The 13,861-nt window shown below is 33.4% G+C and carries 11 protein-coding genes; 1 reads left to right on the forward strand and 10 read right to left on the reverse strand.

Going from position 1 to position 13,861, the window contains the following annotated elements:
* Window positions 1-32: 32 nt before the first annotated feature.
* Window positions 33-779, reverse strand: a complete 747-nt coding sequence (locus PN497_RS18785; protein WP_096572752.1) for a dienelactone hydrolase family protein — start codon at window positions 777-779, stop codon at window positions 33-35.
* Between the two features lie 112 nt (window positions 780-891).
* Here PN497_RS18785 and PN497_RS18790 point away from each other — a divergent pair, with 112 nt between their 5' ends.
* Window positions 892-1,878 (forward strand): GntR family transcriptional regulator, encoded by a 987-nt coding sequence (locus PN497_RS18790; RefSeq protein ID WP_096570065.1) that lies wholly within the window; start codon window positions 892-894, stop codon window positions 1,876-1,878.
* Between the two features lie 298 nt (window positions 1,879-2,176).
* Here PN497_RS18790 and PN497_RS18795 read toward each other — a convergent pair whose 3' ends face one another.
* The 9 genes from PN497_RS18795 to PN497_RS18835 form a co-directional block, all read right to left on the reverse strand.
* Complete coding sequence (locus tag PN497_RS18795; protein ID WP_096570067.1) at window positions 2,177-5,611, reverse strand: helicase-related protein; 3,435 nt, start codon at window positions 5,609-5,611, stop codon at window positions 2,177-2,179.
* A gap of 274 nt (window positions 5,612-5,885) precedes the next feature.
* A complete protein-coding gene (locus PN497_RS18800) occupies window positions 5,886-6,053 on the reverse strand; it encodes a hypothetical protein (protein ID WP_272110760.1) in 168 nt (55 codons plus the stop codon).
* On the reverse strand, window positions 6,043-6,258 hold the full coding sequence (locus PN497_RS18805; protein ID WP_096570069.1) for a hypothetical protein: 216 nt from the start codon (window positions 6,256-6,258) through the stop codon (window positions 6,043-6,045). The genes PN497_RS18800 and PN497_RS18805 overlap by 11 nt, the downstream gene beginning before the upstream one ends.
* Window positions 6,259-6,384: 126 nt before the next feature.
* Window positions 6,385-7,287: an Rpn family recombination-promoting nuclease/putative transposase gene (locus PN497_RS18810; protein WP_096570071.1), complete on the reverse strand. Its 903-nt coding sequence runs from the start codon at window positions 7,285-7,287 to the stop codon at window positions 6,385-6,387.
* 161 nt (window positions 7,288-7,448) lie between these two features.
* Window positions 7,449-10,883 (reverse strand): Eco57I restriction-modification methylase domain-containing protein, encoded by a 3,435-nt coding sequence (locus PN497_RS18815; RefSeq protein ID WP_272110761.1) that lies wholly within the window; start codon window positions 10,881-10,883, stop codon window positions 7,449-7,451.
* 420 nt (window positions 10,884-11,303) lie between these two features.
* Window positions 11,304-11,768, reverse strand: coding sequence for a DUF29 domain-containing protein (locus PN497_RS18820; protein ID WP_096570073.1), 465 nt, complete (start codon window positions 11,766-11,768; stop codon window positions 11,304-11,306).
* 69 nt (window positions 11,769-11,837) lie between these two features.
* Window positions 11,838-12,299 carry a DUF29 domain-containing protein gene (locus tag PN497_RS18825; RefSeq protein WP_096570074.1) on the reverse strand — a complete coding sequence of 154 codons (462 nt, stop codon included), beginning with the start codon at window positions 12,297-12,299 and terminating at the stop codon, window positions 11,838-11,840.
* A 118-nt stretch (window positions 12,300-12,417) separates the two neighbouring features.
* Entirely contained in the window at window positions 12,418-12,879 is a 462-nt protein-coding gene (locus tag PN497_RS18830) for a DUF29 domain-containing protein (protein WP_096570076.1), read from the reverse strand.
* A 62-nt stretch (window positions 12,880-12,941) separates the two neighbouring features.
* Window positions 12,942-13,781 carry an alpha/beta fold hydrolase gene (locus PN497_RS18835; protein ID WP_096570078.1) on the reverse strand — a complete coding sequence of 280 codons (840 nt, stop codon included), beginning with the start codon at window positions 13,779-13,781 and terminating at the stop codon, window positions 12,942-12,944.
* Window positions 13,782-13,861: the final 80 nt, after the last annotated feature.

Genomic DNA, 13,861 nt, shown 5'->3' on the forward strand with positions numbered 1-13,861 from the left:
CCAGTCACCAGTCCCCAGTCACCAGTCCCCAGTCACCCTAAAGTGTTGGCAAAAAGTTGTTGAACTTGTTGCCAAGCATCCGCCGCAGCTATAGGATTATAACTACCACGGCGATCGCAGAAAAATCCGTGATCAGATCCATCGTAGCGAAACACGCCATGAGAAATGTTGTGTTTTTGTAACGCTGCTTCAATTTCGTTTACCTGTTCTGTGGGTATACTGGCATCATCCATCCCAAAAAAGGCGTAAATAGTCCCGGAAATTTCTGGAGTGCGGGTAATAGTAGGGTTGCCGCCTCCAGGGGTGCGGGTGGTGATCCCAGCACCGTAAAATGAAGCAGTAGCTTGAATATCAGGGAGGGTAGCAGCTAGGTAGGCGACATGACCACCAAAACAAAAGCCAATACAACCAAAACCCTCTTTTTTGACATTGGGCTGAGTTTTGAGATAATTAATAGCGGCTTGAATATCGCTCAACAGTTGTGAAGCTGTGGTTTGTTCCCAGGCGTATTTTCTACCAATTTCTATGTCTTCAGGAGTATAACCCGTTTCAAAGCCCGGTGCTTGGCGTTGAAAAAGAGCAGGTGCGATCGCCACATACCCCAGTTGAGCAATCCGTTCTGTCACCTCCCGAATATGCTCATTAATTCCAAATATCTCCTGTAAAACTACAATTCCGGCGTAAATACCAGGTGATGTTGGTTTTGCTAAATAAGCATCAATTTGACAATCATTTTGAGAAAGTTTAACTTTTGTAGAGTCTATTGTTTGCTCTGTCATAATAATTTTCATCAAAATTATCTGATCCGATAAATTCAAAATAAATCATATATTTAACAGGTAGTACACACAAACAGTTAAGTGCAGCTACCAATCATCAGGAGAATTGTTAATGATTCAATTCCGAATTCAGCCAGACAGCGAAATCCCCGCATCCAGCCAACTATTTAATCAAATTCGCTTTGCGATCGCCTCTGGTCAGTATGCACCCGGTTATAAATTACCCAGCACCAGGGCGTTAGCCATGCAAACTGGATTACATCGTAACACTATTAGTAAAGTTTACCGCCAGCTGGAAGACGAAGGATTTGTCGAAAGTCTAGCAGGTTCAGGAATTTATGTCCGCGCTCAAGGCCATGAGGGTGGTGGTAGGTTACAATCTCCCATTCTGAAACAATACCCCGAAGCATACAAAACAGTCCAAAAAACACTGGATGAATTACTTAATCAAGGTTGTTCCCTCAATCAAGCACGGGAGCTATTTTTAGCGGAAGTTGACTGGCGTTTGCGTTGTAGTGCCAGAGTTTTGGTAATAGTACCATTACAGGATCTTGGTGCTGGGGAATTAATGGTAGATGAATTAGAAGAATCCCTAGAAATTCCCGTCCAGTTGGTAACAACAGAAGAATTAGCCGCAGTCTTAGAACAAACCACATCGGCCACATTAGTCACCAGTCGTTATTTTATCGGAGAAGTAGAAGCGATCGCTGGACCCCAAGCAGTCCGCGTTATTCCCCTAGATATTCATGACTATAGTAAAGAACTCAATGTAGTTAAAAGCCTTGCCAAATCAAGCTGTATTGGTATAGTTAGCCTCAGTCCTGGTATTCTCAGAGCTACAGAAGTCATCCTACACGGTTTACGGGGGGATGAACTATTAGTTATGACTGCTCAACCCAAGGATGCTTATAAACTAAACGCCATAGTTAAACGTTGCGAAATCATATTTTGTACAGATTCAGTCAGTTACTTAACAACACAAGCAGGAATGCAAACAGTCTCAGATGATCTAATTCGTCCACCTAAACTAATTCGTTGTGAAAACTACATTGGTTCTCAATCAATTAATTTACTGCAAAGAGAACTGGGTTTAATGTGATGGGGCAGGAGTTTTTTATTTTGGATTTTGGATTTTGGATTTTGGATTTTGGATTTTGGATTTTGGATTTTGGATTTTGGATTTTGGATTTTGGATTTTGGATTTTGGATTTTGGATTGTTTTTATCAACCCCAATCTAAACAGGACTTACGCAAAAGAGAACGAAAGTAGGGGTAATTCATGAATTACCCCTACGCAAGAATAAGGTTTTCAGTCACATCTTACGTAAGTCCTACTAAAATCCAAAATCTAAAATCTAAAATCTAAAATCTAAAATCTAAAATTTTCCCCCCAATAACTAATCACCAAATAACCCCAAGGAACAAATAATTTGCGCTTCCTGTTGTCCATCTTCAGGATGGATAATACACAAAGAATTATTATCTCTTAAAGATATAATCATTGTCGCTAATTGTTCATCATTAATACCGCTTTTTAACTGCCGATTTAATTTAACTACCGTTGTTTCTTTTAACGGATAATGATATATTTCTTCTACCGCTTTTTTTAAAGTCTGCCAATCTTCTCCTGATGTAAATATAGGGGTTTTTGCTTCCGTTTTTTTAATATAATTATCTAACCGGTAATAAGTTCGATATCTGGCACTTTTAGAGCTTCCTAATTGTCCTCCAGATGTTTTTTGCTGTTCTAATAGTAAATCAGCCCCTTGAGCGACAATTTCATGGTGTTGGGGATGCTTTTTTTCTGGGGGTGTATCCCGGTTACATCTTGCCATTCTTAAAATTCTCATTTGCGATTGAGTAACGCTTTTTCCTTCCTTATTTATCCACGCTAAAGCATCCGTACCTTCAGCAGTTCGCAGATACATTAACACCCCTTGAGGATCTAAATTTGTACCTTCATGGTAACGGGTAGAATAAATCACATTGGGCAGATTTTTAATGATTTTCTCTAAACTTGGATCAGCATCTATGGCATTTTTCCAAATTTGAAAAGCTTCCGAAGTTAAATCAACTTCTCCATCATCTACTTCATCTAAAATACCCGATTTTTCATGATAAAGATCCAGTATTTCTTGATAGGAAAAACCATCTTCAAAAAATGCCTCATCTGTACCCACTACACTAGCATTTTGTTGTAATCTTTCTGTCAGTCTACCTCTTAAATTAATTAATTTTTCCACACCCTCCGCAGGTAAAAAAGAATAACAGAGAATTTCTGATGCTTTTTGGCCTATTCTATCAACCCTTCCTGCTCTTTGAATTAAGCGAATAATTGCCCAAGGTAAATCATAATTAATAATAATCCGACAATCTTGTAAATTTTGACCTTCACTTAAAACATCCGTAGCAATTAAAATTCTAATTTCCTGTTCAGGGGTGATATTCTGTTGATTACTTTGGGGACTAAAACGATATACTAAAGATGTGGGATCATTTACCTTACCCGTAACTAAAGCAGTTTGGGAAATATGCGCTTTTCCTAGACATTCCTGTAAATAACGCGCTGTATCTGCAAACTGAGTAAAAATCAATATTTTCTCATCAGGATGAATTTCTGTGAGTAACTTTTGCAAAGTTTGAAATTTTTGATCTTGCTGATAATTCCATTCTCCACAGTTATTTAAACAGTTATTTAAACAGTTATTTAATAACTTCAACAATGCTCTAGCATCTTCCAGAAGATGTTTTTTCAACTCAGACTTAAACAACCGATAATTTAACCATTTAAAACGTTTTTGATATTTGCTTTGATAAAGTTCATAAATAACCTTTGCTTGACGTTTATATTCTGCTTCTTTACTGCTTAAACTAGCAAAATTTACCTCATCATTCTGATCATCGTTTTCTTCATCATTGTCATCATCAGCTATTTCAAAATCTAAATTGGTAGAATTAATATTATCCGCATCTTCATCATTATTTGCAGTCTCTAAAAATTCCGCATCCTGTGTACCAATGGGAATATCTAATTTATTTTCTAACGCATGAATATAAACATAATTTCTTAAAATATGACGTTCTAAAGATTCTAAAAAAGCATTACCGCTACTTTCTAATCTTTTAAATAAATTCGTGCGACAAAAACCCATTAACCGTCTTCCCCCACGGGATAAACCATTTAAAATTTGTTGTTCCGTTGCTGTGGGAGGTTGTTTATATTTATCTAAAGTGTAATTTCCTAAACCGTAACGGGGTAAAGATAGAGAATTGATAATTTCTACCACTTCACTAGAGTATAATTTCCCATAGTCATCATCATTATTAATAGTAAAAGTGGCAGTTTTAGGAATGCGGGTAGGAAAATAAGAACGAGAACCATCAGGAAATTGTAAATATTTTCTGCCATCTATTGCATCAGTTTCGGCATAATTATTTTTAATGAAACTGCGTGTTCTTCTCAGCATATAACGATTCATTAATAATTGCCAATCTTCTGCATATTCGCTTTTTTCAAATGCTGTTAAAGTTCTCACTTCCGTTTGCGGATATTTACGTTTAAATTCAGTTTCATTTCCCAATTCTCTGATTAAATTTTCTGGTTTAATACCTAAATCTTTAGATTCAGGAATAAATAACCGTAACTGTGCAGATAAATCTAAATTACTTTTATTATAAGGGGTTGCAGTTAATAAAATACAACGACTTCCGCTTTGTTCAATATATTCTTTAATCGCTGCATAACGTTGTCCATCTCTATTTCTTAAATTATGACTTTCATCTATTAATACTAACCGAAAACGGGCGGTAATTGTCGGTAATATTTTGGTAACTTGACTAATAGGAACTACCTTAGCTGCTAAACCATATTCATCTTTATATTTTTCCCACATAGAAACAAGATTTTTCGGACAAATAATAACGGTACTAATACCCAGTTCATCCTCTATAATTTTAGTAATTGCTGTTCCTACTAAGGTTTTTCCTAATCCTACCACATCCCCAATCATTACACCACCACGACGGTTAACATAATGGGCAGCAACTTTTACTGCTGCTGCTTGAAAAGGGAATAATTGAAAATCATAAGGTATAGCATATTGACTTAAACCATCTCGCGCTTCTTGGGAGAGATGATAAGCCATTTTGAGATAAACATAATAGGGAGAAATAAGTTTTTCTGTTGCCCAACTTTCATCTATAATTTTGATTAATTCATCAGAAATATCTAAACAAAATCGATCTTCCCAACGTTCATTAAACCAGGTTTGTAATTTATTAGTTGCATCATGATCTAATATGTCAACGTTTAATTCTCCCTGGTAAGATAAGCCAGAAAAGGTTAAATTACTACTTCCTAAAAAACCAATAGCGGGTAAATTATGATAATTTTGGGGAATTAAATAAAGTTTAGCGTGGAGGGGATGACGGAGATATAATTTAACTACTACTTTTTTAGTTTGTAATTGGGTTTTTAGTCTTTTTAAACCCCATTCATCATCATTGCTGGGTTTACCTAAAGTTAATTGTTGACTAAATTCTTGTACTAGGCGTTTTCTCAGGTTAGTTGTGTCACTTTGGGATATTGGTTTGCGAGATATTCCTAAACCTAACATTTGGTTAAGTTCATCTTTGGGTAATTTTTGCATTCCAATTAATAAGCGACAACAATTATTTTCACCTCCGGTAAATTGTTCTATTTCTTCCTGTATTAATTTCCATCCCCGCAGGTTGAAATAACCTACACAAAAATCCGCTTTATGTGCATCTTTTAAACTTTGTTTGAGGGTTGTTAATAATTGTTCATTGATGTTATCAAAAATTCTTGGCATAGGTTTTTATTTATTATAAAATTGGTTGTAGGTTTGGTTGAGGAACGAAACCCAACACTGAAAAACTTGAATGAAACCAAAACTTTGTTTAAGTTGGGTTTCACTTTGTTCAACCCAACCTACTTACTATGATTAATTTACCATTTTACCATTTTACCATTTTACCATTTTATCATTTATTGACAAGATTGAGTTAAGAAGTCGGGGATCTTTAGATTAATGTTTAAGCTGTTGTGCATTTAATTTGTATAAGTGGAACAGGCATCTTGCCTGTTCAACAAGAGTTCAGAATATTAGGATTATACAATTTAGCTGTGTAACAGCTTAAAAATGAATTATCGTAATAATTTGCTAAATCATTAGCTATGTGATGATATTGATCTCGTTCATTAATTAATGCAATAATAAATGAAGTATCCAGAAAATCACGATTATTGCTCACTTGTTTCCTGTTTATACAAATAGTTATCAAAATTTACAGAAAAATCTTCAGGTGCTTGAATTTTTATCTCTTTTAACTTAGATAATATCCCCTTTTTTTTGTTTTTATTTTTATCTCTAAATTCTTTAATTAATTGATAAAACTCATCAAGTTGATCTTCTGGTATATTATCAATTTCGGCTTGAATTAATTCTTTAATAGTCATGGTTTTTACTCCTGTTGCTACTTTGAAGATTATAACATAATATCAGATTTCCGACTTCTATCATTAATTTATCATTAATTTATCATTTATTGACACAATAACAATAAAAGTCGGGAATATTAAATCTTAATCTTCAACTTTGTCTAACCAAATTTGTAAATCATTCACAGTTTTAAAATCTAATAAATCTTCACTTAAATCTTCTAAAACAGGTAAAGATAAATTAGAAATAGAACCGCGTATTTTTGGGGATATTTTACCAAATCGTTTACTCAAAAGTCTCATAACTAAATTAAAAGTTGCTTCTTCTAGTCCTTCTTTTCTTCCTGCTTTTAATCCTTGTTGAAGTCCTTCTTCTCTTCCTTCTTCTCTTCCTTCTTCTTTAATTTCTTGATAAACTCTTGTTTGTTTGAGTGTGATTCCTAACATAGATTCTACCTCGTGACGTTTAAGATTTTCAAATTTGTACATCATAATTATGGTGATCATTTCTATTATGACGCGATTTGATGATGATGGTATTTCTGATTGAGTTTTTGCTAATAAATACCTCGCTGCTTCTGGTGCTTGATTTTCTTCTAATGTGGTTAATATCATCATTCCTACCGATGTGGGTAATTGATGAATATCCCCCAATTCATCTAAGTATATCCGATGTACTTGATCACTTTTCAAAAATGCCCGCAATGGATAAGTATTACTTTGTTCAATGTTACGAGATGGATAAATTATAACCGCTTGCCAATCACTAAATCTAGTCCGGTTACGATAAAAATATAAGGAAGATTCAGCTACTATTCTTTCATACAATATTTCATCTTTCTGGAATTGTACCTCACAAAAATATACTACTCCTGGATTTTCATTTTCTGGTGGTAAAAATACGCCATCAATTTCAAATTTTGGTTCTTTAATTGCTACAGAATCAAATTTATAACTATCGGCATTTTCTGGAGGATTTTCCAACAATTGAAACAATAAAGATGGATATTGTTGGAATAGTTTGTAAAAGATTGTGTCTCGACGCATAACATAAATATTTTCTATTGATTAATTGTTTGATTATTATATCAGATCCCCTACTTCACAGATCAATTTATGATTTGTTGACAAGATTAAAAATAATTTGCATATCTTTGTTTTTATTATGAATTGTACGGGTTTAGCATTGCTAAACCCCTACGTTTACGTTATTTAACCATCTCCCGATAAGCATTTAAAGCAGCATTTTTCACCTCTTCCGCAACAATGGGAAATGTACTCAATATATGACTAAATTCGCTTTCTGTTAATCCATATAAATGGGCAATTATTCCATCTAATTCTGCGCGGATTTTTCCCCTTTCTCTCTCCTCTGTAATTCCGTTTTTATGACTTCCTAATCCTACTTCTTTCGCTAATTCATCATATTCTGCTGTGGTACATATTAGTTTGGCCGCACGTTCTACTATTTCGTGAAAATATTCGTCTTTTTCTGTTAATCTGGGTACGGGAGTTTGATAAATAAAGAACATTGTTAAATTTGCAGATACTTGTTGACGTAAAACAAAATCAAAACAAAAACTATTTAACATTGAAGATATTATTAGAAGATATTTATTATTTTGATAAGGTAATGTAACATTCAATGAATGTCCGCAATAAATATTTTTTGGTAAAATAGAACCTATAAAAGTTCTTGAATCTGTATTTCTCGCAATTGCGCGATAAGCAAAACGATAACACTGATAATCTAAAACTTGCCCTTTATCAATACCATTTTTACCTAAAACCGCTTTTCTTCCTTCCACCTCATCAACCCAGTAGCGAGGTTCAGCAAACTTATGATTAAATTGATGAATCATTTTCCCTTCATATAAAGGTAATCTTCCCTTTCCTGGTTCAGTTTTAAACAAATGACTATCATTAGTCATGTGAAATTCAGCGGTTAACTTTAAATTCCAAGTATCCTGAATTTCCTCACCCAACAAAGGAAAGCGACTCATTTTTTCAGCTATGAAAATATCTAAATCAGTTTTAAACTCCATGATTGAAATAGAATCAGGAGATAACCGTTTAATTAAATCCACAGACATATTAATACAATCATCACCGGGAAAACTATTTAACTCTCCCACATCATGACGCATAAATTTAGCAGGGAAAGATAAAGTTTGCTTACCATTTTCAAAAGTCAATACCACAAACTTAAACCGACTATCAACCCCCTCAAAAATAGCTTTTCTATTTTCAAAACAGAATAAACCAGTAATATTAGTTTGCGAAAATAACATTTCTCGTAACTGCTTAGTACCCAAATCAGTATAAATACCGCTAGGAATAACCAAACCACATTCACCATTTTGAGAAAGTAAATTAACACATTGTTCCACAAACAACTTATATAAATTAATATCAGTTCCCTGTTTTTTCCCATTCACCACAGAAATCTGATTTTTATATTGTTCCGCACTGCGATAATACAAACTCACATGGAGATATTGACTTTGATATTTTAACCAAGCAGTAGCAATTTCAGGATTTTCTAACAACTGCTTTTGTTGTTTTTCAAAAGTCTTAATATCCATCTTATTCTTAGTCACAATATCGCTATATTCTGCAAAAAATTCCTTAGCTTGCGGTTTAAAAATCTCCCAAGGAGGATTACCTAAAATAATATCAAAACCACCCCTAGCAATAATCTGATCAAAATGATAACCCCAATGGAAAGGTTTTAACCCTTCCATATCCGCAATATTCAAAAGTCGTTTCACAGGTTTACCCTTTAACTGCACCTCCTCATATTTAATCTTTAAATTACTAAATTCATCTAACAACAATTGATTTAACTTCACCAAAGATTCCCGATTGACACGATTAATATTTTCCCTTAAAAATTCTAACCTATCTTCCTGTTCCGTACCTTCCACATCTGCTATCATAAAAGCGTGTTCTTTGTACTTTCTAATACTTGCGTTTTTCTCTTTTAAAATTGCTTGATAATTTTGAGAATTTAATTGTTGTAAAATATTACCTTGTTTAGACTGTCCAACATTATCAAAACGACTTCCATCAACGCGAATTAAACCAATTAACGAATTACCAGACATAATGTTAAAATCAACATTAGGTAAAGGTTCTAAATCATCAACAGTTTTCGCAGCAGCAACCAAACTTAAAAACAAGCGTAGTTTAGCAATTTCCACCGCTTCCTCCATGATATCCACACCATAGAGATTGTCAGTAATTACCCGTTTTTTGATATAATAATCCAAAGAAGGATGATCTTGTTTAATCTTCGTTAATCTCGCTTGATTTTCCTCATTTCCCGAAACTTGAATAAAATCAAAAATAGCAGTATAAATCTTAATTAAATGTTGTAAAGCAGCAACCAAAAATGCACCACTACCACAAGCGGGATCTAAAATTGATAAGTTTGGTAAAACATCATCTAACAATTGCTGACATAATTGATTATTGAGATTTTCCAAAACTTGAACATTACCAATTTTACCACTAATAAATTTATTAATAGTACGTTCACATAAATAATTAGTAATTTCCGGTTTCGTATAATAAGCACCAAATTCCTTTTGGTTAATATACTTTTCAAAAATATACCCCAGAACATCAGGATTAATTTCATCATCCTTACCACTTGGAGTATCATCTAAATGCCAAGTATAACCGGAAAATAGTTTAAAAATCTCCTCAAAAGCAGTATCACTAATTTGAATACGGTTACTGAGCGAAGTCGAAGTAACATTATATTTTTCTTCAATTTGATGAGGTAAAAACAAACCACCATTAATATATTTAATTTTACCAATTAAAGCAGGAGTTTCATGTTTACGGAACTTTTCCGCTTTCCCAAAACCATCAAAAAACAAAGTTTGTAAAAACTCTTGATAATATAAATCCTGTCCTTGACTTTGACTAACCTTTAACTTATCTTGTAAATAATTAGTATTACCATCATCCAAAAAACCTTTTTTCTGAAGGAAATAAATAAACATCAAGCGGTTTAAAATTACCGACGCATACCAATTAGCATCTTTTGTATTTTCGATACCTTTGATAAAAGTAACAAATTGCAAATGTCTTTCTTGGAACTTATTAAAAAAGTCTTTTGTAACCTTTTCAATATCAAAAGCGGTTTGAGTGCGTTGAGTGACATCTGTTAAAGTTAAATTTTCTTCCTCTGCAAAATCAATAAATAACGCCTCTAACTTTTGAGTTAATAATTCTCCTGATTGAGTAACGTTAAAAGTAGTTTCTTTAGCTTTAGTTTTAGTAGCAGACTCTCTTTTTACCCATTGCCAAACTTGTTTAGATTGATTTTTATCAGTATAAATAATTAAATGTTCTTGACTATAACTAGTAACTTGGGTATCTATATTTTTCCTAGTTTTAGCATTAGGTAAAATCCCATTTTCAGCAACACAATGATAAACCATTAAACCGCGTTTTTGGGCAACAGCTTCTAAAGTATATTCTAAAGTATATTCTAAAGTAGAATTTTCCTCATCTACAGCTAAATAAATAGGAGAGATATCAGCATAATCCCAGCCTAACTCTTCAATAAATAAAGATGTAAAATCAGATAATTGCAGATATTTTTTAACTTGATTGCGGTTGAACTTCATAATATTGTTACCAGGTATATATACAGAAAATACAGGTATCTAACCTGTCGTAACAATTGTAGCATATACCAGTAACAAAGATTATGTACTGATTATTTAAGTTTTATGAACATTTTATTAACATATTCAAACTATTACTTTAAACCATCTGCGTTTATCTGCGTTTATCTGCGTTTATCTGTGTTTAAAGAATCACCCCAAAAAATCCACATCTAAGCTGTTACACAGCTAAATTGTATAATCCTAATGTTCTGAACTCTTGTTTAACAGGCAAGATGCCTGTTCCACTTATACAAATTAAATGCACAACAGCTTAACAACTGTTCTAAAGTCAAGGTAGGTTGGGTTGAGGGACAAAACCCAACATTTACAAATGTTAGTTTACAAATGTTAGTTGGGTTTCACTTTGTTCAACCCAACCTACATCTCATTACCCAAAAAATCCACATCTAACAACTGTTCTAAAGTATAAGGACATTCTTGGGGAAAATCTACTTGAAACTTAGTTTTCACCTCCACAAATTTTAAAGCATCAGCATAAATATCTAACATTTCCTCAGATAAATAATTGCGTAAATTACCCGTTAAACGTCGTTTTAATTGGTTTCTAAAACTGACAATTTCCGCTTGCCAATGATGACCATTTATTTCAGTTTCTTCTGTCCAATACTGATATAATAATAAATGTCTAATAATTTGTTCTAACAGACTAGCAACCGCATTTTTCTTTTCATTACCCAAATCTGCCAACTCCTCAATTAAATTCTCTAAATCCACATCATTAAATTTACCTTGTTTCAATAATTCAATGTTAGTTAATAACCATTCATAATCATCAATTTTATAGAGTTGTTGTAAATACTCTAAATTACTAACTACACTCATAACCTCACCTCTAATTGATTTCACCAATTACCAATTACCCATTACCAATTACCAATTACCCATTACCAATTACCCATTACCCAAAAAATCCACATCTAACAACTGTTCTAAAGTATAAGGACATTCTGAAGGAAAATCTACTTTAAACTTAGTTTTTACCTGTACATATTTTAACGCTCTTTGATAAATATGATCAAGTTCATCAGCTAGGAAATTACGTAAATTAGTAGTTAATTTATCCTCCAGTTGATAACGAAAACCTAAAATTTCTGATTGCCAATGATGACCATTATTTTCTATTTCTTCTGTCCAATATTGCAGTAATAAAAGATGTCTAATAACTTGTTCTAATAAACTCTTGACCGCATTTTTCTTTTCATTACCCAAGTCTGCCAACTCCTCAATTAAATTCTCTAAATCCACATCATTAAATTTACCTTGTTTCAATAATTCAATATTAGTTAACAACCATTCATAATCATCAATTTTATAGAGTTGTTGTAAATACTCTAAATTACTAACTACACTCATAACCTCACCTCTAATTTATTTCACCAATTACCAATTACCAATTACCAATTACCAATTACCCATTACCCATTACCCATTACCCATTACCCATTACCCATTACCCATTACCCATTACCCATTACCCATTACCCAAAAAATCCACATCTAACAACTGTTCCAAAGTGTAAGGACATTCTGAGGGAAAATCTACTTGATAATTAGTTTTTCTTTGCACATATCCTAGCGCCCGTTGATAAATTTTTAATGTTTGTTCAGCTAAATGATTACGTAAATTAGTGGTTAATTTAGCATTTAATTGATCTCGAAAACTATAAATTTCAGCTTGCCAATGTCCAGAATTTCTCTCACTTTCAGCAATCCAATATTGATATAATAATAAATGTCTAATTATTTGCTGTAATAAACTTTCTACAGCATTTTTCTTTTCATTACCCAAATCTGCCAACTCCTCAATTAAATTATTTAAGTCCACATCATTAAATCTGCGTTGTTTTAATAATTCAATGTTAGTCAATAACCATTCATAATCATCAATTTCATAGAGTTGTTGTAAATACTCTAAATTACTAACTACACTCATAACCTCACCTCTAATTTATTTCACCAATTACCCATTACCCATTACCCATTACCCATTACCAATTACCCATTACCCAAAAAATCCCGCACCTTCTGTAAATAAGTTTCTGGATCTTCCAACATCGGAAAATGTGCGGTATTAGCAATAATTTCTAGCTGCACCTTATCACTCAAAACAGCCGCTTTTCTACCTAAATCAGCAGGAATAATTAAATCATATTCTCCCGCTATTAACAAAGTTGGTACTGTTAACTTAGCAAATTCTAAAGGCATTGTTTCCGCTTGTTCTTTACTCACAGAGGTAAAAATTGTCCCTAAAGCGGAATCATAATCAGCGTCAATAAAATCTTGTAAAAAAGCTTGTCTTTCAGCTTTAGGAATCGGACGATGCAAAAATCTCGCCATAAACATCCTATCCGCTAAAGGTATTTTCCCTAACCATTGAGGACGGAATTTAACTACTAAACCACCAAATTTATAGAAAGCTGCAAAGGCTTTTTCATCATATTCAAAAATCCCACTACAAGTTAAAATTCCCTTGATAACTTTTTGGGGATAACGATTAAAAAATAAAGTCGCAATTGAAGCACCCATAGAATGGGCATTAATATAAACACGCTCCAGATTTAACTCATTTAATAATACTGCTAAATCTTCCGCATATTCTGTTAATTCATAACTCAATTTACTGCTATCTTGGGTTTCAGCACGGGAACGCCCAAAACCGCGCATATCATATAATAAACAATCAAACTTATCTGCTAAAGCCTCAGCCGTACTGCGCCAATATCTACACGAACCAGCCCAACCATGCAAAAAAACCATCACTGGTTTTACCACATCTGATGGTTTCTTGATCCACTCGTAATAATGCTCAACCCCGCGAACTTTGATATAAGACATAATTTTTAAGGAATAGGTGACAGGTGACAGGTGACTGGGGACTGGGGACACTTCGACAAGCTCAGTGCATCGCTGGGGAC

This window comes from Sphaerospermopsis kisseleviana CS-549 (assembly GCF_028329225.1).
In the GTDB taxonomy this organism is placed as follows: Bacteria; Cyanobacteriota; Cyanobacteriia; order Cyanobacteriales; family Nostocaceae; genus Sphaerospermopsis; species Sphaerospermopsis kisseleviana.